Origin of the sequence: Streptomyces dioscori (assembly GCF_003024195.1) — a bacterium.
GTDB lineage: Bacteria > Actinomycetota > Actinomycetes > Streptomycetales > Streptomycetaceae > Streptomyces > Streptomyces dioscori.
Genome location: NZ_KZ679040.1, coordinates 449989 through 472171, shown reverse-complemented (window position 1 = coordinate 472171; position 22183 = coordinate 449989). Strand labels below are relative to the sequence as shown.

14 protein-coding genes are annotated in these 22183 nt (G+C 73.2%); 6 read left to right on the top strand and 8 right to left on the bottom strand.

From position 1 onward, the window contains the following. Positions 1 to 75: 75 nt before the first annotated feature. Both C6Y14_RS10010 and C6Y14_RS10005 read left to right on the top strand, forming a co-directional pair. Entirely contained in the window at positions 76 to 1422 is a 1347-nt protein-coding gene (locus tag C6Y14_RS10010) for a vWA domain-containing protein (RefSeq protein WP_107016181.1), read from the top strand. Positions 1423 to 1536: 114 nt separating this feature from the next. Continuing rightward, complete coding sequence (locus C6Y14_RS10005) at positions 1537 to 2982, top strand: FHA domain-containing protein (RefSeq protein WP_107016180.1); 1446 nt, start codon at positions 1537 to 1539, stop codon at positions 2980 to 2982. A 103-nt stretch (positions 2983 to 3085) separates the two neighbouring features. Here C6Y14_RS10005 and C6Y14_RS10000 read toward each other — a convergent pair whose 3' ends face one another. Then, positions 3086 to 4081, bottom strand: a complete 996-nt coding sequence (locus C6Y14_RS10000) for a methyltransferase domain-containing protein (protein WP_107016179.1) — start codon at positions 4079 to 4081, stop codon at positions 3086 to 3088. A 151-nt stretch (positions 4082 to 4232) separates the two neighbouring features. Between C6Y14_RS10000 and C6Y14_RS09995 the strand changes: the two genes are divergently transcribed. From C6Y14_RS09995 to C6Y14_RS09980, 4 genes are all read left to right on the top strand, one after another. After that, positions 4233 to 4646 (top strand): globin, encoded by a 414-nt coding sequence (locus C6Y14_RS09995; RefSeq protein ID WP_107016178.1) that lies wholly within the window; start codon positions 4233 to 4235, stop codon positions 4644 to 4646. Between the two features lie 225 nt (positions 4647 to 4871). After that, entirely contained in the window at positions 4872 to 8660 is a 3789-nt protein-coding gene (locus tag C6Y14_RS09990) for an FtsX-like permease family protein (protein ID WP_225890990.1), read from the top strand. Positions 8661 to 8736: 76 nt separating this feature from the next. Continuing rightward, a complete protein-coding gene (locus C6Y14_RS09985) occupies positions 8737 to 11616 on the top strand; it encodes an ABC transporter permease (RefSeq protein ID WP_225890989.1) in 2880 nt (959 codons plus the stop codon). 127 nt (positions 11617 to 11743) lie between these two features. Then, on the top strand, positions 11744 to 12760 hold the full coding sequence (locus tag C6Y14_RS09980) for an ABC transporter ATP-binding protein (protein WP_107016176.1): 1017 nt from the start codon (positions 11744 to 11746) through the stop codon (positions 12758 to 12760). A gap of 79 nt (positions 12761 to 12839) precedes the next feature. Here C6Y14_RS09980 and C6Y14_RS09975 read toward each other — a convergent pair whose 3' ends face one another. The 7 genes from C6Y14_RS09975 to C6Y14_RS09945 form a co-directional block, all read right to left on the bottom strand. Next, a complete protein-coding gene (locus tag C6Y14_RS09975; RefSeq protein WP_107016175.1) occupies positions 12840 to 13562 on the bottom strand; it encodes a hypothetical protein in 723 nt (240 codons plus the stop codon). Further along, the gene (locus tag C6Y14_RS09970; protein WP_107016174.1) at positions 13559 to 13978 is read right to left on the bottom strand and encodes an acyl-CoA thioesterase; all 420 of its coding nucleotides are present in this window, start codon (positions 13976 to 13978) and stop codon (positions 13559 to 13561) included. The genes C6Y14_RS09975 and C6Y14_RS09970 overlap by 4 nt, the downstream gene beginning before the upstream one ends. A gap of 5 nt (positions 13979 to 13983) precedes the next feature. After that, positions 13984 to 15648: an energy-dependent translational throttle protein EttA gene (gene ettA / locus C6Y14_RS09965; protein ID WP_107016173.1), complete on the bottom strand. Its 1665-nt coding sequence runs from the start codon at positions 15646 to 15648 to the stop codon at positions 13984 to 13986. A 294-nt stretch (positions 15649 to 15942) separates the two neighbouring features. Further along, positions 15943 to 17358 (bottom strand): TQXA domain-containing protein, encoded by a 1416-nt coding sequence (locus tag C6Y14_RS09960; protein ID WP_225890988.1) that lies wholly within the window; start codon positions 17356 to 17358, stop codon positions 15943 to 15945. A 278-nt stretch (positions 17359 to 17636) separates the two neighbouring features. After that, positions 17637 to 18185 carry a single-stranded DNA-binding protein gene (locus C6Y14_RS09955; RefSeq protein WP_107016172.1) on the bottom strand — a complete coding sequence of 183 codons (549 nt, stop codon included), beginning with the start codon at positions 18183 to 18185 and terminating at the stop codon, positions 17637 to 17639. Between the two features lie 248 nt (positions 18186 to 18433). Further along, positions 18434 to 20443 carry a YfjP family GTPase gene (locus C6Y14_RS09950; RefSeq protein ID WP_107016443.1) on the bottom strand — a complete coding sequence of 670 codons (2010 nt, stop codon included), beginning with the start codon at positions 20441 to 20443 and terminating at the stop codon, positions 18434 to 18436. Between the two features lie 5 nt (positions 20444 to 20448). Then, positions 20449 to 22056, bottom strand: a complete 1608-nt coding sequence (locus C6Y14_RS09945; RefSeq protein ID WP_107016171.1) for a dynamin family protein — start codon at positions 22054 to 22056, stop codon at positions 20449 to 20451. Between the last annotated feature and the right edge of the window lie 127 nt (positions 22057 to 22183).

The window sequence follows — 22183 nt, the reverse complement described above, 5'->3', positions numbered from 1 at the left end:
GGGGCCGGAGGGGACCGGTCCGCCCGCCGACATCACCCACGACCTGTGGGAGTCCTGAGGGGGAGCAGAGAACGCATGGCCAATTTCTCGAAGTCGAACGTGCCGCAGTTCTCGGTGGAGGTCTACCAGAACGAGTACCTGCCGGAGGGCGGCCGCGAGGTCAACGCGATCGTGACGGTCACCTCCACCGGCGGCGGCACGGTCGGGAGTGCCGTCGCGGCACCCCACCTGTACACACCGGGCCAGAGCCCGGACGCGGCCGTGGCGATCATGGTCGACTGTTCCGGGTCCATGGACTACCCGCCGACCAAGATGCGCGGCGCCAGGGACGCGACCGCCGCCGCGATCGACGCCCTGCGCGACGGCGTGCACTTCGCGGTGATCGGCGGGACGCACGTGGCCAAGGAGGTCTACCCGGGCAACGGCGAACTGGCCGTCGCCGACGCACAGACCCGCGAGCAGGCGAAGCAGTCGCTGCGCAAGCTCAGCGCGGGCGGCGGCACCGCGATCGGCACCTGGCTGAAGCTGGCCGACCGGCTGCTGTCCTCGGCGGACGTCACCATCCGGCACGGCATCGTGCTCACCGACGGCCGCAACGAACACGAGTCGCCCGAGGACCTCAAGGCCGCCCTGGACGCCTCCGCCGGTCGCTTCACCGCCGACGCCCGGGGCGTCGGCACGGACTGGGAAGTGAAAGAAGTCACCGCCATCGCGTCCGCGCTGCTCGGCACCGCCGACATCGTGGCCGATCCGGCGGGCCTGTCCGCCGACTTCACACAGATGATGGAGACGGCCATGGGCAAGGAGGTCGCGGACGTGGCGCTGCGCCTGTGGACCCCGGTCGGCACCTCCATCAAGTTCGTCAAGCAGGTCGCGCCGACGGTCGAGCCGCTGACCGACCGCCGCACCGAGGCGGGCCCGCGCGCCGGGGACTACCCCACCGGGTCCTGGGGCGACGAGTCCCGCGACTACCACGTGTGCGTGGAGGTGCCCGAGGCCGGCCTCGGGCAGGAGATGCTCGCCGCCCGGGTATCCCTGGTGATCCCGCACGGCGACGGCACCGCCCAGACCCTGGGCGCGCAGGGGCTCGTACGGGCCGTGTGGACCGACGACATGACGGCGTCCACGTCGATCAATCCGCAGGTCGCGCACTACACGGGTCAGGCGGAACTGGCGCAAGTCATCCAACAGGGCCTGGATGCCCGTAAAGCGGGAGATGCCGACGGGGCAACGGCCAAACTGGGCCGCGCGGTTCAGCTCGCGAGTGCCTCCGGAAACGCTGATACGGCGAAACTGCTTGCGAAGGTGGTGGACGTGGTCGATGCCGCGGCGGGTACTGTGCGATTGAAGGCGAAGGTCGCGGAGGCCGACGAGATGACTCTCGAAACACGGTCCACAAAGACTGTTCGTGTAAAGAAGTAGCGCAGTGCACACGCACTACGCACACGGTACGTAGCACTACGCGAGCATCACGCACGCCGTTCTGCACGATTTACGGTCCCCGGTGGGCCGGACATGAGAGGGGGAAGCGCCGACATGCCGACCTGCCCGAACGGACACCAGTCGGGTTCCGACGACTGGTGCGAGGTCTGCGGTCACCGCATGGCCGGTGCCGTGCCCCCGCCACCTCCGCCGCCGCCCCCGGCGGCCGGTTACGGCTATCCGCCGCCCGGTCAGGGCGGCAGGCCGCACCTCTCCGCGGTGCCCGACCCGGCGCCCGAGGCGGAGCTGTGCCCGCAGTGCCGTACTCCGCGCGAGGGCGGGGCGCCGTTCTGCGAGGAGTGCCGGTGGAACTTCCTGACGAACACCGCGACCTCGTACACCCCGGCCGCGCCGCGTCCCCCGGGGCCGGGTCCTGGCGGCCCGGGACCCGGCGGGCCCGGCGGCCCGGGTGCGGGTCCCGGCGGGCAGAACCCGGCGCTCCGCTTCCAGCAGCAGCCGCCTCCCGGGCAGTCGGGACCGACCCACGGCGGCTTCGACTACCAGGGCTCCCGGCCCTCGCAGATGAACCGGCCCGCGGAGCCGATCCCGCCCTTCGGCGAGGACCCCGCGGGCTTCCCCGGTGATCCTTCACGACCGGTGCCACCGCCGCCGGGTCCCGGGGGCACCAGCCCCGGGGGTCCTGGCGGGTACGGCGGGCTCGGCCCCGGCGGGCAGGTCGGGTACGGCGGTCCTGGCGGCCCCGGCGGTCCGAACGGACTCGGTGGCCCGAACGGTCCCGGCGGCCCCGGGGGCCCCGGTGGTCCTGGTGCGCCCCAGGGGTTCCAGCAGCCCGGCCAGCCCGGTCCTCCCGGTCAGTCCGGGCAGCCCGGTCCTCCCTCGTACCAGCAGGAGACCGCGTATCCGCCGGAGACCGGGCGTCCGCAGGCGCCGGGCGGTCCGTCCTTCGGGGGCGGCGCGGACGACTGGGTGATCTCACCGCCGTCGCCCGGCAGCCCCGGCGGCCCGCCCGCACCCGGTGGCCCCGGTGGCCCTGGTGGCCCGCCCGGACCCGGTGGGGGCTACGGCTACCCGCAGTCCGGCTCGACGCAGGCGCCCGCCGGGTACCAGCAGCAGCCGCAACAGGCACAGCAGCCGTTGTCGTGGAGCATCACGATCGGACCCGACCGTGAGTACTTCATGGCGATGATGCAGCGCTCCGGACCGGAGGCCGCGGGGCTGAACCTGCCCGCGTACTCGCCGGAGCAGCAGCGTCCGCTCAGCGGCAACCAGATCACGATCGGCCGTCGCCGCCACTCCACGGGCGACACCCCGGACATCGATCTGTCGGTGCCGCCGGAGGACCCGGGCGTCTCGCACCAGCACGCGGTGCTCGTGCAGCAGCCGGACAGCAGCTGGGCGGTCGTCGACCAGAACTCCACCAACGGCACGACGGTCAACGGCGCCGAGGACCCCATCCAGCCGTTCGTCCCCGTCCCGCTCCAGGACGGCGACCGCGTACACGTGGGCGCCTGGACGACGATCACGATCAGGCGCGGCTAGGCACTCGGGCGGGAGCACGGTCGTGACCCGCGGGCCGGTCATCAGCCCGCGGGCAGGTGGGGGCCGGCCGCGCAGTTCCCGGCGCCCCTGACGCGGGGAGCGGTCACGGCAGCGGCCAGGTGTGCGGCCCCCCGGGGTCGTCCAGCCACGCCCACGCGCGGTCGCCGGCAACCGTGATCCCGTACCGCTCGCGGGCCGGCCAGGCCTCGCCCTCCCACAGCGCGTGCGCCTCCTCCGAGGTGAGGCCGCCCGCCGTCAGGGTCAGCAGGAAGCGGAGCAGCTCGTGCCCCCTGGCCCGGCGCGGCAGACCGGAAAGGCGCACGTCAGGGGCCTCGCGCTCGGTCCGGATGCCGCCGCGCAGCGGCACGAAGTAGGCGGACGTGTGCAGGAAGCGGCCTTCGGCGTGCCCGGCATCCCGTACCCGCAGGGCGATCAGACCGGTGGCGAACGGGGCGAGGATCCGGGCGCCGGGGCGGCACTGGGCGAGCCAGGGGCGCGGGACCGAATTCAGCGCGCAGGTGGCGACGACCCGGTCGAAGGGTGCCCGCTCGGGACAGCCGCGCGCCCCGTCGCCGGTGACGACGGCGGGCCGGTGCCCCGCGGTGACCAGATGCCGCCGGGCGGACTCCGTGATCTCCGGATCCAGGTCGACCGTGGTGACCAGTTCGTCGCCCAGCCGGTACGAGAGCAGCGCCGCGTTGTAGCCGGTGCCCGCGCCGATCTCCAGGACCGCGTCCCCGTCCCGTACCGCCAGCTCGGCCAGCATCTTCGCCATCAGGGACGGCTGGCTGCTGGACGACAGCAGCTCGCCGTCGCGCAGGCGCGTGGCCAGCGGGGTGTCCGCGTACGCGCCGCGCAGCCACTCCTCGCGTCGGCGCGCGCTGGGGTCCTCGCCCCATCTGCGCTCGTAACCGCCCTGCGGGCCCTGCGCGCCCACGTAGTAGTACGGCACGAAGAGGTGGCGTGGAACGGCCCCGAAGGCCGCCCGCCAGACCGGGTCGGCGTCCCAGGCCCCGCTCGCGTCGATCTCGCGCACCAGCGCCGCCCGCGCCGTGGCGGCGAGGTCGTCGAGCCCGGGGTCGACCGCGTACGCGCTCATACCTCCACTGTGCTGCGGGACGGGCCGGGAGGCGAGCGCCGGCGCGGCCCGATCCGGAACGGACCCCTTCCATTCAGGAACCGGCCCCTTCGGTCGAGCTGATTTCCCGGTGGTCCTAAGTCTTGAGTCCTCGGTCGGCCCGTCTGAGACCATGGACGGTGTGAAAGAGATTCGGCGCGGCACGCTTCAGGAGCAGACCTTCTACGAGCAGGTCGGCGGCGAGGAGACCTTCCGGCGCCTGGTGCACCGGTTCTACGAGGGTGTCGCCGGGGACCCGCTGCTGCGGCCCATGTATCCCGAGGAGGACCTGGGCCCGGCCGAGGAGCGCTTCACGCTGTTCCTGATCCAGTACTGGGGCGGTCCGACCACGTACAGCGAGAACCGCGGGCATCCCCGGCTGCGGATGCGGCACGCCCCCTTCGCGGTCGACCGGGCGGCGCACGACGCCTGGCTGAAGCACATGCGGGTGGCCGTCGACGAGCTCGGCCTCTCCGAGGAGCACGAGCACACGCTGTGGAACTACCTGACGTACGCGGCCGCTTCGATGGTGAACACCGAAGGCTGACCGGCAACGGCCGCCGCAGACCGGACAACCGCACTCCCCGAGAAGTGAACAGAAGCGACTGACGCGCGGATTCCGGTCGCGCGTCGCCGGATTCCGGTCACGATCCGGTCAAACCCGGTCCTCAAGCGCTTACCCGGGCCCCCTCACCTCTGACAACATCGTCGAAGATCCGGGAAGTCCGGCGATACGGCGGGGGGCCGGGTGACGGGGTTCGTCCTACTGCGTGTGCGAGCGCATCGTTTGCTGCTGGCCGCCGCGCTGCTCACCGTGGTGCTCACGACGGCCGTGCTGGCGACCCTGACCGCGTACTCGGGTGCGATCGGCGACGCGGCACTGCGGCACTCGCTGCTCGACACCTCGGCCACCACGACGGGCCAGGCCGACCAGGCCGACCAGGCCGACCAGGCCGACCAGGCCGACCAGGCCGACCAGGCGGGCGAAGCCGACCAAGCTGACCGGGCCGACCGGGCGGGCAAGGCGTCCCAGGCGGATACGCAGAGTGCCGCGGCCACGACCCTGGTCGTCAAGGCCGATGTCCCCGCGGCGGAGCGCGAGGCCGCCGACCGGGCCGTACATGAGGGGGCCGAGCGCACCTTCGACGGGCTGCCCGTGACCCTGCGGACGCTGACCCGGTCGGGGCCCTACGCCCTGCCCAGGTCCCTGCAGGAACCCGCCGCCCGCTCCGCGGACCCGGACCTCACCCACTTCGCGGCGCTCGACCCCTCCCAGGTGCGGACGGTCGAGGGACGCGCTCCCCGCGCCCCCGGCGACCTCTCCGGAAGCCATGAGATCGAGGTGGCCCTTCCCGAGACCGCCGCCCGCAGGCTGTCGGTCGAACCGGGCACCCGGCTGACTCTCGTCGACCGTTTCGACGGCCCGAAGGTACGGGTCCTGGTGACCGGTCTCTACCGGCCCGCGCGGGTCACCTCGCCCTACTGGCAGTTGGACGACCTGCACGGACGCGGCGTCAGCAAGGTCGACTTCACGACGTACGGGCCGCTGCTGGCGGACCCGTCGGTGCTCGCGGCCACCGGAAGCGGGCGGCCGGTCAGCTCCGGGCCGACCGCCTGGCTGGCGTCCGCCGACTTCTCGGCGCTGACGACCGGGCGGATCGGCGCCCTCCGGGAGGCCGCCACCGCCGGACCCCGCGCCCTGCTCAAGTCGCCCGCGCTGCACGGCACCACGGCCGTCACGACATCGTTGCCCGAGGAACTGGAGCGGGTCGAGCGGTCGTTGCTGGTCTCCCGTTCGACGCTGCTGATCGTCGCGCTCCAGCTCGCCCTGCTCGCCGGCTACGCGCTGTTGCTCGTGGCCCGGCTGCTGAGCGTCGAACGGGCCGGTGAGACACGGCTGTTGCGGGCGCGTGGCGCCTCGCGCGGGCGGGTGGCCGCGCTCGCCGCGCTGGAGGCCTCCCTCCTCGCCGTGCCTGCCGCCGTCTGCGCGCCGCTGCTCGCCGGGCCGTTGACCCGGCTGCTGGCCGGGCAGGGGGCACTGTCGCGGATCGGGCTGCGCCTGGACACCTCGGTGGCGGCCGGCGCGGTCTGGGCGGCGGCCGCCGCGGTCGCCCTGGGATGCGCGCTGGCGGTGACCGTACCCGCGCTGACCGCCCGGGAGGAGACGGCGGAAGGCGGCCGGGCCCGCTCGCTCCCCGCGCCGGTACGGGCGGGCGCCGACATCGGTCTGCTGGTCGTCGCGGCCGTCGCGTACTGGCAGTTGAGCCGGCAGACCTCCGGTGCCGTCGGCTCCACCGGCCCCGGCCGGTCGGCGGCGACACCCACGGACACGCTCGGCATCGACCCCCTGCTGGTCGCCGCCCCCGCGCTGGCCCTGCTCGCCGGAACGGTCCTCACCCTGCGCCTCATGCCGCCCGTGGCCCGCCTCGCCGAGCGGCGCGCGGCCGGTGGCCGCGGGCTGCCGACGGCGCTCGCGGGCTGGCAGTTCAGCCGTCGCCCGATGCGCGGTGCCGGACCGGTCCTGCTGCTCGTCCTCGCCGTCGCCATGGGCATGCTCGCGATCGGCCAGGGCGCGTCGTGGAACCGCTCGCAGGACGACCAGGCGGACTTCCTGGCCGGCACGTCCGTACGGGTCCTGGCGGGCGGCGAGGACGGCCTGTCCCGGGCCGGGCTCTACGCGGACCTCGACGGCGTGCTCGGGGCGGCCCCCGCCATGCGTACGACGCTGCCGCTGTCCGGCGACCGGACGGCCGCGGTGCTGGCGCTGGACACGGAGGGTGCCGGGACGGATGCCGGCGACGGCTCCGACGGCGGCTCCGGTGCCCGCTCCGACGACGGCTCCGGCGACGGCTCCGAGGGGGGATCCGGCGGCGGTTCCAAGAGTGCTTCCGGTGGCGGTTCCGAGAGTGCTTCCGGCGGCGGTTCCGGTGGCGGCTCCGAGGGTGGATCCGGCGGCGGTTCCGAGGGAGGCACCGACGGCGGCTCCGGAAGCGGGGCCACCGCCGCGATGCTGCTGCGCGGGGATCTCGCGGACAAGCCCGCCGGGCGGCTGCTGGCGGGGCTCGGCCCCGGCCGGGCCGGGACGGGGGGCGTGAGTCTGCCGAAGGACAGCACGCGGCTGGAACTGGAACTGCGCATCCGGGCGAGCGCCCAGCCCGCGGCCCCGGACACGGACTCGGCTCCGGACTCGGACTCGCCCCCGGACACGGACTCGGCCCCGGACTCGGCGGCGTACCGCTCCAAGATGTCGGCGGAGGTGACCGTGACGCTGGAGGACCGCTACGGCACCCCGTACCGCATGTCCGCGGGCGACCTCCCCGCCGACGGCAAGGCACACCGCCTCACCGTGCAGCTGGCCCAGGACGAGCGGGCGCCGTCCGACCGGGCCGCCGAACCGCTCTCGCTGACCGGGGCACAGCTGGACATGTCCCAGCCGACCGGGCGCGCGGAGGAACACCGGCTGTCCGTGCAGGAGTTCACGGCCACGACGTCCGACGGGACGCGGCGCCCGCTGTCGGCGCCCCCGTCCTGGCAGGTGACGTCGCAGAACAACCAGACCACGGCGGACCCCAAGGCGGGCAACACCCCGACGGCCCCGGACATCACGTCCGAGCGCCCGCTGGCCGTGACCTACGGAACCGGCTACATCCCCCGGGAGACCCCCTGGGAGACCTCGTCGGTGACGATCCGGCTGCAGGCGGAACGGCCCGCAGCGCCCGAGGTCGAGGCCGTCGCGACCGACGACTTCCTGAAGGCCGCGGGCGCGCGCAAGGGAGAACGGCTCGACATCCCCTTCGGCGGCTCGGCCGTACCGGTCCGGATCGTGGGGAGCGTCCGCGCGCTGCCGACCACGGAAGGCGCGGAGGGCACGGAGGGCGCGGAGGGCTCCGCCGCGCGGAGCTCCGGCGGGGCTCTGCTCGTCGATCTCCGTTCCGTGAACCGGGTGCTGGAGGAGCGGTACGGGGAGAGCGTCGCGCCCACGGAGTGGTGGCTGCGCACCGAACCGGGCGCCGAGGCGCGGGTGGCGGCCCAGTTGCGCGAACGGCCCGATGTGGAGCCCTCGCAGGTCGTCGTGCGCGACGAGATCGCGGAGCGGCTGCGGGACGACCCGTTCGGGGCGGGGCCCGAGGCGGCGTTCGCCGCGGCCTCCGTGGTCGCCGCCGCGCTGGCCGCCGTCGGCTTCGCGGTGAGCACGGCGGGCTCGCTGCGGGAGCGGAGCGCCGAGTTCGCGCTGCTGCGCGCGCTGGGGGCGCCCCGCCGTCAGCTGGCCCGGCTGGTCGCGGCCGAGCAGGGCGTCCTGGTGGCGCTGGCCCTGGTGGTGGGGGTGGCGCTGGGGGCGGTCCTGACCCGGGCGGTCGTGCCGCTGATCGTGTTGACGTCCCGGGCCACCCGGCCGGTCCCGGAGGTACTGGTGGAACTGCCCCTCGCCCGCGTCGCGTTCCTGCTGGCGGGCCTGGTGGTCGCGCCGCTGATCGTGACCGCCGTGCTGGTGCTGCGGCGGGGCGACTCGGCCTCGTCGCTGCGGTCATTGCGTGTGCTGCACGAACAGGGAGGTGAGTGAGTTGGGCAGGGAGGTGAGTGGGACTGGCAGAGAAGCGAGTGGGACGGGCAGGGAAGCGAGTGGGACGGGCGGACAGGTGAGGGAGACGGACCGCCGCCGGATCTTCACGCGTCGGGGTGCCGAACCCCCCGTCGCCCCCTGGATCCGTACCCGGCTGCGCGCCGCCCCCGGTGCCGCCGTCGCCCTCGCCCTGCTGGTGCTGGCGACCGTCTGCCTGGCCGCGTCCTTCCCGCGTGCCGTCGACCGCTACGAGGACGCGGGCCTGCGCCGGGCGGTCGCCGACGCCACGGCCCTCAGAACCTCCGTACAGATGTCGGCCCCGCCGCCCTCCCTCGGCGCCACGCAGAAGGAACGCGAATCGGTCCTGCGCCCGGACTCGGTGCGCGAGCAGTACCGGAGCATCCTGAAGGTGATCGAGCGCCCGCTGGTCGCCGACCCCGGGCAGTCCGCGTACGGCGTGCGCACCACGAAGTCCCTCGAAGCGCCGGAGAAGTGGCTGCCACGGCCGACCGGACTGCCCGCGCAGATGACCCTCGCCACGCAGAACGGCCTAGCCGACCACTCCCGGCTGCGCGCGGGCCGCCTGCCGCGCGCCGACGGCACGGTGACCGCCTCGACACCGGAGCTGGAGGCCGCGGTCACCAAGGAGACCGCCGACAGCCTCCACATCAAGGTCGGTTCGGTGATCCACGTGCCCGCCGTCGAACGCGCCCCGCTCGCCGTACGCGTCACCGGCGTCGTCGCCCCGCGCGACCCGGAGGGCGCCTACTGGGCGACCCAGCCCATCCTGCGTACCCCGTCCCTCGTGCGTCTGCCCGCCCAGGGCGCCGAACCGAGCATCTACTGGCTCGGCGCGCTCCTCCTGGCCCCGGACGCGGCACCGGCCCTCCTCGGCACCCCCGGCGCTCCCGCCCGCTACTGGCACCTGGCCCCGTCCCCCGCCGCCCTGACCGCGAGCGAACTGCCCCGGCTGGCGAGCGCGATCGCCGCCCTGGAGTCCGGCCCCGGGCTGCTGAAGGTACGCGCGCTCACGGATCCGGAGGCCGACGCGAGCACCGACCTCGACGACGTCCTCGCCTCGTACGCCAGACTCCGCTCCGGTATCCGCCCCCTGGTCGCCGTCGCCGCGTTCGGCAGCGCCACGGTCGCGGCCGTCGTCCTGCTCATGGCCGGCGGCCTCGCCGCCGACCGCCGCCGCGGCGAACTCGCCCTGCTGCGTGCCCGGGGCGTCTCCCTGCGCGGCCTGACGGTCCGGCTGTCCGCCGAGACGGCGGTGGTCGCGGTACCGGCCGCCGCGCTCGGCCTCGCGGGCGCCCTGCTCGCCGTCCCGTACGGCCGCCTGCCGTACGCCGTCTGGACCGCCGCCGCGGTCGCGCTCCTCGCCTGCGCCATGCTGCCCGTACGCGCCTGGATCACCCACCGTGCCGTACGCGTCCACGGCGCCCGGGAGGACCTCGCGTCCGCACGCCCCTCACGCCGCCGTACGGTCGCCGAACTCACCCTGCTGGTCCTGGCGTCGGCGGCGGTGTTCGCACTGCGGAGCCGGGGGACCTCGGGCGGTTCCGGCGGCTCGGCGGGCTCGGGCGACCCCGCGGACCTGGACGCCTCCGCCTCCGGTGACCAACTCGTGGCGCTGGCACCGGTGCTGATCGGTGTGATCGCCGCGCTCCTGCTGGTCCGGCTCTACCCGCTGCCCCTGCGCTGGCTGGCGCGACCCGCAGGCCGGCTGCGCGGTGCGGTCGGACATCTCTCCCTGGCCCGCGCGGGCCGCACCTCCGTCTCCACGGTGCTGCCCCTGCTCGCCCTGCTGACGGCCCTCACCACGGCCGCGTTCGGCGGTTCCGTCCTCGCGGGCGTCGCGGACGCACGGGACCGGGCGGCCCTGCTGAGCCTGGGGGCCGACGCCCGCGTCGAGGTGATGGGCGCGCTGCCCGCCGGCCTGCCGGACCAGCTCCGCTCGGCACCCGGCGTACGCGAGGTCACCCCGCTGAGCATCGGCTACCAGGCCAGGCCCGGGACCGGCACGGAGACGGTACCCCTGGCCGGCGTGGATCCCGAGGGGTACGCCCGGCTGGCGCGGAGCACCCACCTCGGGGCCTTCCCGGCGGACGAGTTGACGGCACCGGCGGACGCGAGGCCCACGAAGTCCTCGGGATCCTCGGGATCCTCGAAGAAGGGTGCGTCGAGCGAGTCCCCGCTGCCTGCCCTCGCCTCCCCCGCCGTCGCCGAGCGATTCGGCACGCAGCCCTTCCCGGTGCGTCTGGAGGACGGCAGCGAGATCACCGTCCGCATCACCGTGGTGCGCGAGCTGACCCCGGCCGTGTCGGGCACCGAGTTCCTCGTCGTGGACCGCGCCGGCCTCGGTGCCGTCCCCGCACGTCCGACGGCCCTCCTGCTGACCGGGGACCGGATGGAGGCGGGCGCCCTGCGCAAGGCGGCGGGCACCGCGGCGGACGTACGCCTGCGGGCCGACGAACGCGCCCAGTACGTCGACTCCCCTCTCCAGTCGGGCGCCGAACGCGTCTACGCGGTGGCGGTCGCCGCCGCCTCCGCGTACGCCGTACTCGCGCTGCTGCTCGCCCTCGTACGCGCCGCCCCCGAACGCACGGCTCTGCTGGCCCGGCTGCGCACCATGGGCCTCACCCGCGGCCAGGGCCGCCGGCTGCTCGTACTCGAAGCGCTGCCGCAGGCCCTGCTCGCCGCGGTGGGCGGGGCCCTGACGGGCTGGGCGGCGGTCCGCCTCCTGGCGCCCGGCGTCGACCTGACCGCCGTGGCCCTCGCCACCCCGGGCGGCAGCCCTCCCCCCGGCACCGCCGCGCTGCACACCGACCCGGCGTCCCTGTTCCTGCCCGCGCTCGCCGTGCTCCTCGTCGCCACGGGCATCGCCGCGGCCCAGGCGTGGTGGACGGGCCGACGGGGTTCGGTCAGGGAACTGCGGGCGGGGGACGCCCGATGACCACCGCCGAAGCCACGCGCCGCCGCCCGACGGCGCTTCCAGAAGTCACGCGAAGCCACCCGACGGCCCTTCCCGAAGCCACGACCAGCCGGAGCCACCGGATGACGACCACGACCGGAGACGCCCGATGACGACCACAGACTCCGTCGGTCCCACCGGTTCCGCCGCCGGTTCCGCCGATTCCGCCGGTTCCGCCAGTCCCTCCTTCGCGGACCTCGCCCAGCGTGCCGCCGACCGCCGCGACCGCCCCGCCTACGGCCACGACGCCCTGATCACCTGCGACCGGCTGGTCCGGATCTTCTCCACGGACGGTGTGGAGGTCCAGGCGCTCCAGGGCCTCGATCTCCTGGTCCGCGAGGGCGAGTTGATGGCGCTGGTCGGCGCGTCCGGCAGCGGCAAGTCGACCCTGATGAACATCCTGGCGGGTCTGGACACCCCCACCGCGGGCGCCGCCCGGGTCGCGGGGCACGACCTGCTGACCATGGGGGCGAAGGACCGGCTCGGCTACCGGCGCGAGACCGTCGGCTTCGTCTGGCAACAGACGGCCCGCAATCTCCTGCCCTATCTGACGGCCGCTCAGAACGTCGCCCTGCCGATGCAGCTCGGCGTCTCCCGCAAGGGCCGTCGCGCGCAGGCCCGACGCGCTCTGGAACTGCTGGAGTTGCTGGAGGTCGCGGAGTGCCGGGACCGGCGCCCGTTCCAGATGTCCGGCGGTCAGCAGCAGCGCGTCGCCATCGCCGTGGCACTGGCCAACGACCCCTCGGTCCTGCTCGCCGACGAACCCACCGGTGAACTCGACTCGCACACCGCCGAGCAGATCTTCGCCGCGTTCCGCACCGCGAACGAGCGGCTGGGCACGACCATCGTGATCGTCACGCACGACCAGGCGGTCGCCACCGAGGTCCGCCGGACGGTCGCCATCCGGGACGGCCGTACGTCCACGGAGGTCCTGCGCCGCACCGAGGTGGACGCCACGACCGGCCACGAGACGGTGGTGGCCCGGGAGTACGCGATGCTCGACCGGGCCGGGCGGCTGCAACTGCCCGCCGAGTACACCGAGGCCCTCGGTATGCGCGACCGCGTCGCCCTGGAACTCGAACCGGACCACATCGGCATCTGGCCGGACGACAGCGAACACCGCTGACACGCGGACGGAGGGGGCGGTGAAAAGGGAGGCTGAAGGGGGCGGTCTCCGGAGGGGGCGGTATCCGAAGGAGGAACTCTCAGCGAACGCTGACGTCCAGCGCCCCGAGCCCGGCCTTGCGCACGGCGATCGTCCCGTACGGCGTCCGCAGCCTCAGCCACGCGCCTGAGGAGAGCAGCCGCAGCGGGGCCTCATCGGGCGCGGTGGCGGCGGAAGGGGAGGCGGGGGAGGCATAGGCGGTGCGCGCGGGCCTCAGGAACCCCAGCGACTGGGCCGCGTGTGCGGCCCGTACCGGGAGTTCGGTGTCCCCGACCGGCCGGGACCAGATCTCCCGCCCGATCCCGTCGAGCGCGGCCCGCGTACGCCCCTCGGGCGCCAACTCGTCGATCCGCGTACGGAATTCGGCGACCACCGCGGCCACGATCGTGCGCACCGCGTCGAGGCCAGGCAGCCCCGGCTCCGGCCGCCAGCCGCCGCGCGGCGGCAGCACTCCGGCCCACGGCGGCCCGGTGACGGCGGCGGGCACGATCGCCGTGGCCGCAGCCTCGTCGAGGGACTCCAGGAGTTCGCCGGCGGAGACGGTCACGTCCAGGGTGAGGTCGAGACCGTTCTCGTACGGCTTCGCGAGCCGTGCCGTACGGATCGCGAGCACCTCGAACGACGGCGGCCGGCCGAACACCGCGAGTGTCGTCCCCGACGCCTGCAGCCGTACCGCGGCGGCCCGGTCGTAGTGGATCAGCCGGGCCAGGAAGGCGGCGAGATCCGCCGCCTCCCCCTCGTCGACGAGGTGCAGGGCCGTCATGCGGCGACGGCCCCCGCGGAACCGGCCGCGTCGTCCGCGTACTCCTGGAGGAACTCGCGTTCCTCCGCGGTGATACGACGCGGCCGCTGCGCCTCGAAGTCGAACGGCACTATCACCGTCTGGGCCCGTACGTACACCTGGTCCGGGTCCTTGACCTCGTAGGAGATGGTGAACGAGGCCGCTCTGATCTGCGTGACCCACAGCTCGATGTCCACCGGGGTGTGCCGGTGCACCAACTGCTGCTTGTAGTCGATCTCATGGCGCGCCACCACGGACCCCTGCTGGAAATCCTTGTCCGGGCGGAACAGGAAGTCGATACGCGCCTCCTCCAGATAGCGGAGGAAGACCACGTTGTTGATGTGGCCGTACGCGTCCATGTCCGCCCAGCGCAGCGGGCAGCGGTAGATGTGCCGCAAGGAGATCAGCCCCGGGTCAGCTTCTTGTAGGTGGCGCGGTGCGGACGGGCGGCGTCCGCGCCGAGCCGCTCGACCTTGTTCTTCTCGTACGACTCGAAGTTGCCCTCGAACCAGTACCACTTCGACTCACCCTCGTACGCGAGGATGTGCGTCGCGACCCGGTCCAGGAACCAGCGGTCGTGGGAGATGACCACGGCCGCGCCGGGGAACTCAAGCAGCGCGTTCTCCAGCGAGCTGAGCGTCTCGACGTCGAGGTCGTTGGTGGGCTCGTCGAGGAGCAGCAGGTTGCCGCCCTCCTTGAGGGTCAGCGCCAGGTTCAGGCGGTTGCGCTCACCACCGGAGAGGACACCGGCCGGCTTCTGCTGGTCCGGGCCCTTGAAGCCGAACGCGGAGACGTACGCCCGCGACGGCATCTCGACCTGGCCGACGTTGATGTAGTCCAGCTCGTCGGAGACGACGGCCCACAGCGTCTTCTTGGGGTCGATGTTGGCGCGGCTCTGGTCGACGTAGCTGATCTTGACGGTGTCGCCGACCTTGATGGCGCCGGAGTCCGGGGTCTCCAGACCCTGGATCATCTTGAACAGCGTGGTCTTGCCGGCGCCGTTGGGACCGATGACCCCGACGATCCCGTTACGCGGCAGGGTGAAGCTCAAGTCGTCGATCAGAACCTTGTCGCCGAAGGCCTTGGACAGGTTCTCGACCTCGACGACGATGGAACCGAGCCGCGGGCCCGGCGGGATCTGGATCTCCTCGAAGTCCAGCTTCCGCATCTTGTCGGCCTCGGCCGCCATCTCCTCGTAACGGGCGAGGCGGGCCTTGGACTTGGTCTGCCGCCCCTTGGCGTTGGACCGGACCCACTCCAGCTCTTCCTTGAGCCGCTTGGCGCGCTTCTCGTCCTTGCGCCCCTCGACCTTGAGGCGGGTGGCCTTCTTGTCGAGGTACGTGGAGTAGTTGCCCTCGTAGGGCAGGGCGCGGCCGCGGTCGAGTTCGAGGATCCACTCGGCGACGTTGTTCAGGAAGTACCGGTCGTGCGTGACGGCGACGACGGCGCCCGCGTACTTCGAGAGGTGCTGCTCCAGCCAGTTCACCGACTCGGCGTCCAGGTGGTTGGTGGGCTCGTCGAGGAGCAGCAGGTCGGGCGCCTCGATGAGGAGCTTGCAGAGCGCGACGCGGCGCTTCTCACCACCGGAGAGGGTGGTGACGGGCCAGTCGCCGGGCGGGCAGCCCAGCGCGTCCATGGCCTGCTCAAGCTGCGCGTCGAGGTCCCAGGCGTTGGAGTGGTCCAGGTCGTCCTGGAGCTTCCCCATCTCCTCCATGAGCGCGTCCGAGTAGTCGGTCGCCATTAGCTCGGCGACCTCGTTGAACCGGCTGAGCTTGCCCATCAGCTCGGCGGCGCCGTCCTGGACGTTCTCCAGCACCGTCTTGGTCTCGTCCAGCTGCGGCTCCTGCATGAGGATGCCGACGCTGTACCCGGGCGACAGGAAGGCGTCACCGTTGGACGGCTGCTCAAGGCCCGCCATGATCTTGAGCACGGTCGACTTGCCGGCACCGTTCGGCCCGACGACGCCGATCTTCGCCCCCGGCAGGAAGTTCAGGGTGACGTCATCAAGAATCACCTTGTCGCCGTGCGCTTTGCGCGTCTTGCGCATGGTGTAAATGAACTCAGCCAAGAGAAACCGTCCGGACGCTTGAAATCGGCAGTGGGCAGATACACCCCATCTTGCCGTACCGCCACCCCTCGGGGGAAACGCGTATGGCGTAGGCCGCCGAGCTGGGACACCGCGGTCGACCTTGAGCGGTCGGCGCAACAATGAGTTCATGTCCGGTGACTCACTGTTGACTTGTCAAGGTGCGACTTCTCGTTCCGGGGGCTGTTTTCGCGGCGCTCACACAGCTGGAATCCGAGCGCCCCGGTCCCGAGCGCCCTGGTCCCGAGCACCCTGGTTCAACCCCCGCCCCGGCCTTCAGTCCTGCGAAGGTGTCTTCTTCTTGTGGATGAAGAGGATCGCCGCGCCGCCGATCACGACCAGGCCTATCGCGATGCCGGCTATCACCGGGGTGGCGCTCGACGCGCCCGTCTCGGCGAGGTCCGTGGTCGTGGCGGCCGTGCCGCCGACCGTGGCGGGGCTCGGCTCGTTCAGTGTCTGGACGGTCTCCTCGGCGGCGGCGCCGCTCTGCGTCCTGCAGTCGAGCACGCCCTGGAACCGCTTCTCGTAGCCACCCGGCCCCTCGACCGTGAAGTCGTACGCCTGGTCCTCCTGCAGCGGGACCGTGACGGTCTGTGACGAGCCCGCCTCGACGGTGTGCTCCGTGCCCAGCAGCTCGAAGGTGAACGCCTCGTCGCCCTCGTTCACCGCTGTGACGTCGAGGCCGCCCTCCGCGCAGTTCTTCTCGGCCGACAGCGCGGGTATCGCACCGGCGCCGGCCCAGTTCGCGGTCGCCGCCGCGGAGACGGTCGACTCGCTGGAACCGGCCAGGATCTGGGTCTGGCTCCTCGTCTCGGCGGCGAAGGCCCGCCCGACCGGCACGGTGGTCGAGGCCTGCACCGTCAGCGCGGCCGAACCGTCGGCGGCGTCCTCGGCCACGTCGAAGAACAGCTCGCTGCCGTCGGTCGCCGCCGTGACCTCCTTGCCGTCCCGGCCGACGACCTTCACCCCGCTCGTGGCGTCGGCGAGCGGTGTCACCGTCACCCCGGCCGCGTTGGTGCGCACGGTGACCGGGCCGAGCAGTTCACCCGGGCGACCGGAGACCGCCGGCGGATCCAGCTCCAGGGACGCGGCGGGCTCCGCCAGGTCGCGTGCGCTGCGCTGCAGGTAGTCGGCGAGCTTCTCCGCCTGCGGGTCCACGGCGTCCACGTCGGCGCCGTCCGAGTACCGCCAGATCGCCACCTGCGTGCCGACCGCCGCGTCCTGCTGCGTGAGGCCCTTCGCACCCGCCTTCGCGGCCAGCGCGGCGAGGTCGTTGACCTGCGGGTAGGAGTTCTGCAGGATCCAGCGGATCCGGCCCGCGTCGGGGTTCCCGTTCAGCGACGTGCCGCTCCAGGGGGTCTCCTGGTACTTGGCGTCCTTCTGCGTGGGGCTGTAGATGTCGACGCAGTAGGTCTGCAGGGTGCCGCCGTTGTCCACGGACATCTCGAAGAGCCCCGCGGAGACCTGCTTGTCCCCGCCCTCCTCGTGGATGACCGCGGGCCCGGACGTCTTCAGGCCGCCTATCGTGGCCGTCGCCCCGCCCTGGCTCAGAGGGACTTCGTCCGCGACGGCCGCACCTGCGGTAGTCACGGCGCTCACGGCGACGAGGCCGGACACGAGCGCCACCGCGGCCAGGCGGGCGGCAGCGGCACCTCGCCCGTGCACGGACGGCGCAGAGAACGAAGAAAGCACAGAATTCCCTTTCGAGCGGGACCCGTTGAACTGGAGGGTTACGGTCCCACCAGCGGAATCAGCAGTCCCGAGAGCTATGCCCGGCATCCTAAGGACGGGGCGCAGCTCCCTCCCCGGTCATGTCATCCGATCAGTGATCCGAATCGGAATCGTTATCGCCAGGGCCGGTTGCGGACCGCGCTTATCGATAAATCCACTGGGACCGTTCGTAACGCATTCACCGATAAGCCGCACTTCGGTCAGGCGGGGGTCTCAGTACGCACAGTCACCGCAGTCAGTCATCCAGTCAGGGCCGGTTCCTGCCGCCTCGGAGCCGCCCCAGCGGCCGCCGCAGCCCGCTCAGCCCGCTCAGACCCATCGACCGGATGGGCCGGATTGGCCGGATCAGCCGGCTCCGTCTCCCAGCTCGGCTCCGGGCGGGCCGACGCGTCCGACGACTGGCCGGACACCTGATCCGACGCCCCGTCACCCCTGAGCGTCCGCCGGAACGCCGCGGTGCCGCGCGCCAGATCGTGCCCGATCGCCGAGGCCTCGATGTCCGCGCCCGTCCACGACTGCCCTTCGCGCTGTTCGGAGCGGACCTTCAGCCTGCCCCGCACCATCAGCGGCTCCCCCAGCGACACGGACGCCTGCACGTTCGCCGCCAGCGCCCGGTTGGCCCACACCGTGAAGAAGTTGGTGTGCCCGTCACGCCAGGCGCTCTTCTCGCGATCCCAGAACCGCTGCGTGACCGCCAGCCGGAACCTCGCCGACGGGCCTGCCGCCGTCTCCCGGAACACGGGCTGTGTCGCCACGTTCCCCACCACGCACACCATCGTCTCGTTCATCGCGGAAGCCCTCCCTGCCCACGCGCACGGGCTCGTCCCGTACGGCTGCGTCTGTCTGTTCCGGCGGACGCGACATGTCCGTCGCGTCGCGTCGTGACCGTCGCGACATGTCCGTCACGTCGTGTCCGCCGAGACCTCAGACTGCCTCCGTCCGCCCGATCCCGCCGAGCGCTGTGGGCCACCCCCAGGTTGTGGACAACTCCGCCACCCGAACGAGCACCTCCGCCCGCACCCACCGCCTTCCCACCTCACCCCGCCGAGGCGCCGACCCCCGTAACCCCTGTGACGCCCGTGACGCCCGTGACGCCCGTGCCTCCCGTGACCCCCGAAACCCGCAGAAACTGCTCCCGTACCTCCCGGTACCGCAGCAACTCCCCCGCCACCGGATCGAGAACCCGGGCACGCCCGCATCCCGACGCAGCCTCCCGCAGTCTGCGTTCCGCCTCGGCGCCGTACCGCCGCGCGGGCCCGTTCGCCGCGAGTCTGCAGGCCCACTCGACACCCGGGCCGCCCACGATGCCGATGACCATCAGCAGCACGGGCACCCCGAGGTTCGGCGACATGAGGCCGATGATCTGGGCCAGCAGCCACAGCCCGCCCACGACCTGAAGGACGGTCATGGCCGCCTGCGCGAGTACGGCGGCCGGCCACCAGCCCGGCCGCGGTGGCCGGCCGACCGGTGTCCCGGCCCGTACCGCCAGTTCGTCCAGGGCCTCGCACAGCCCCTGCGACCCCCGTACGGCCGCCTCACGGACCGCCTGCGCCCAGGGCGCGGGCAGCCCGTCGCTCGCCTGCTCGGCCACCGTGCGCACCGCCTGCTCGACGCGCTGGCGCGCCGTGGCCTCCTCGTCGTCGTAGGCCCGTACGGACAGCCGTCCCGTCGCGGGCTCGCGCCGGTCCTGGTACCAGCGCCACAGCCGCAGCCACGGCGTGCCGCACGCGCGGTTGGCGTTGCGGCGCCAGGCGCGCTCGGCGGCCTCGCCCGCCGCCGTGGCGCCGACCGCGTCGGCGAGCCGGTCGGCGAACTCGTCGCGTGCCTCCTCGCTGAGCCCGGCCTGCCGCCGGTTGGCGTAGACGGGCCACAGGCGTACCGCCGCCGCGTCCACGTCGGCCGAGATCCGGCGGGCCGCGGCGCCCCGCTCGGCCACGAAGTGCCCGAGCACCTCGCGCAGCTCCCCGATGCCGTCCCCGGTGAGCGCGGACAGCGCGAGAACGGTCGCGCCCGGCTCGCCGTACTCGCCCAGTGCGATCCCGTCCTCGTCGAGCAGCCGCCGCAGGTCGTCGAGGACCTGGTCGGCGGCGTCCCGGGGCAGCCGGTCGACCTGGTTGAGGACCACGAAGGTGACTTCCGCGTGGCCTGCCATGGGCCGCAGATAGCGCTCATGAAGTACTGCGTCGGCGTACTTCTCCGGGTCGACGACCCAGATGACCGCGTCCACGAGCGCGAGGATCCGGTCGACGTGCTCCCGGTGCTGGACGGCCGCCGAGTCGTGGTCGGGCAGGTCCACCAGGACGAGTCCGCGCAACTGTGCCTCCGCCTCGGCGCTCTGCAGCGGCCTGCGGCGCAGCCGCCCCGGGATGCCGAGCCGGTCGATGAGTCCGGCCGCGCCGTCGCTCCAGCTGCACGCGATGGGGGCGGCGGTGGTCGGCCTGCGTACCCCGGTCTCCGAGATGGCCACTCCGGCGAGTGCGTTGAAGAGCTGCGACTTGCCGCTCCCGGTGGCGCCCGCGATGGCGACCACGGTGTGCTGCCCGGAGAGCCTGCGCCGCGCCGCGGCCTCGTCCAGGACCTGTCCCGCCTCGGCGAGGGTCCGGCTGTCCAGCCGCGTCCTGGAGAGCCCCACCAGTTCGCGCAGCGCGTCTAGTCGGGACCGCAGCGGTCCGTCGTACGCCAGAGGGGCCACCGCGGGCGGCCTGTTGTCCATGACGGTCTCCTGTACGGGCCTGGCCTGGCCCTCGGCCGTGGCGGACACGCGCCGCGCGATCAGCCCGTCGTCCCAGCCACCCGGCGCGTCCGCGGAGCCCACGGCGTCCGCGGAGCCCACGGAGTCCGCACTTCCGGAGCCGGAGCCGGTGCCGCCCCCGGAGCCCGCCTCCGTGGCCTCCCGAGCTCCCCTCCCGGAATCACCCTTCTCCTTGTGCCCGGCTTCCCTGCCGGACCTCTCCTTGCGCACGATTTCCCCGCCGGGGTCCTTCTTGCGGGCGTCGTCGTCCCCCGGCTGGTCGGCGTGATCCGTGTGGTCCGTGACGGCGGTCACCGCGGTCACCTCTCCTTCTGCAGTACCGACAGCGCGGCGATGAGTTCGGCCTGGGGTTCGGGGTGTACGTCGAGTGCGTCGAGCGGGGCGAGCCGCCGCTCCCGTTCGTCGTGCAGCGCCTTGTCGAGGTAGTCGGTGAGCAGCCGGCCGCCCTTGTCGCGCAGCCGCAGCGCCCCGTGCGCGCCGATCCGCTCGGCGAGCCCCTCGCCCGCGGAACGCGCCCGCCGGCCGCCGAGGAGCGCGGTGGCCACCAGCGCGGCCACAGCCTCGGGATCCGGCGCGACGCTCTTCTCCAGGGCACGTACCTCGTCCTCGGCGTACTCCTCCAGGACGCGGCGCCAGCGCCGTACCGCCATCCCGATGCGGTGCTCGGCGCTCTCCAGCGTCGGATCGCGGTCCGTCAGCCCCGGGGCGCCCGCGGCGGGTTCGCGCCGCCACGCCTCGTCTACGCGCTCGTCGGCCGCGGTGACGGCGCACAGCAGGAGGGCGGCCAGGCTCTCGACGAGCGCGTCCAGCAGTTCACCGGCGCTGGAGTCCAGCGGGTAGCTGCGCCACCGTTTGAGCGCGCCCCCGGCGAGGACGGCCCCGGCCTGCAGCCGGCCCCGCAGACGGGTGTACTCGCTGTCGTACGCCCCGTCGACGGCCGCGGTGAGCCGCAGCGCGGCGGCGTACTGGGCCGCGGCGGCGGAGGCCAGCTCGGGCATCCGGGACTTGAGCGAGTCGAGTGCCCCGTACGCGGTGCGCGCCATGACCTGGTGCCGGGCGCCCGGGTCCTGGGCCTGCTGGGCCAGCCAGGCGCGCAGGGGTGCCACGGCGGTGGCCGGAAGCAGTCCCCCGCCCCAGGCCGACTCGGGCAGCTCGGGCACGGTGAAGCGGGGCACGTCGCCCAGTCCCGCCTTGGCGAGGAGCGCGCCGAACTGCCGCGAGACCTCGGACACCACCTGGTGGGGCACCCGGTCGAGCACGGTGACGAGGGTGGCGTCATGGTCCTTGGCGGTACGCAGCAGATGCCACGGCACCGCGTCGGCGTACCGTGCCGCCGTGGTGACCATCACCCAGATGTCGGCCGCGCACATGAGTTCGGCGGCGAGCACCCGGTTGCCGGCCACCAGGGAGTCGATGTCGGGCGCGTCGAGAAGCGCGAGCCCGCGGGGGAGGGTGTCGGCGGTCTCGATGCGCAGGACGCGCATGTCCTCCTCGCCGGGCAGCAGCGGATCGTCGTCGACGTCCTGTTGCGGCATCCACACGCGCGTGAGGTCGGGCAGTACGCGCATCCCGCTGAACCAGTGATGGTCCTCGGGATGGCACACGAGCACCGGAGTACGCGTCGTGGGCCGGAGCACCCCGGCCTCGCTGACCCGCCGCCCCACAAGGGAGTTGACCAGCGTCGACTTGCCCGCCCCGGTCGATCCTCCGATCACGGCGAGCAGGGGTGCTTCGGGTTCTCTCAACCGGGGCACGAGATAGTCGTCGAGCTGTGCGAGCAGTTCGTCGCGGTTGGCACGCGCGCGTGGAGCCCCCGCCAGGGGCAGCGGGAAGCGTGCGGCGGCGACACGGTCGCGCAGGGCGGAGAGTGCGTCGAGCAGCTGGGGCCGTACGTCCAAGGTCACCACATGCGAAGAATGCCCAATTTTGCAGGCTTTCTAAAGCATATGGGCATGTCTGCGCGCCGATTGGACACACGGGGCCTAAGGGACGACTGGGGCGCAGGCATAACGAGTGCACAACACCCGGGGCGTG

Bases quoted from the DNA above. Each gene is read 5' to 3' on its own strand.
- C6Y14_RS10010 (WP_107016181.1), top strand. From the start codon at position 76: ATGGCCAATTTCTCGAAGTCGAACGTGCCGCAGTTCTCGGTGGAGGTC.
- C6Y14_RS10005 (WP_107016180.1), top strand. From the start codon at position 1,537: ATGCCGACCTGCCCGAACGGACACCAGTCGGGTTCCGACGACTGGTGC.
- C6Y14_RS10000 (WP_107016179.1), bottom strand. From the start codon at position 4,081: ATGAGCGCGTACGCGGTCGACCCCGGGCTCGACGACCTCGCCGCCACG.
- C6Y14_RS09995 (WP_107016178.1), top strand. From the start codon at position 4,233: ATGGACGGTGTGAAAGAGATTCGGCGCGGCACGCTTCAGGAGCAGACC.
- C6Y14_RS09980 (WP_107016176.1), top strand. From the start codon at position 11,744: ATGACGACCACAGACTCCGTCGGTCCCACCGGTTCCGCCGCCGGTTCC.
- C6Y14_RS09975 (WP_107016175.1), bottom strand. From the start codon at position 13,562: ATGACGGCCCTGCACCTCGTCGACGAGGGGGAGGCGGCGGATCTCGCC.
- C6Y14_RS09955 (WP_107016172.1), bottom strand. From the start codon at position 18,185: ATGAACGAGACGATGGTGTGCGTGGTGGGGAACGTGGCGACACAGCCC.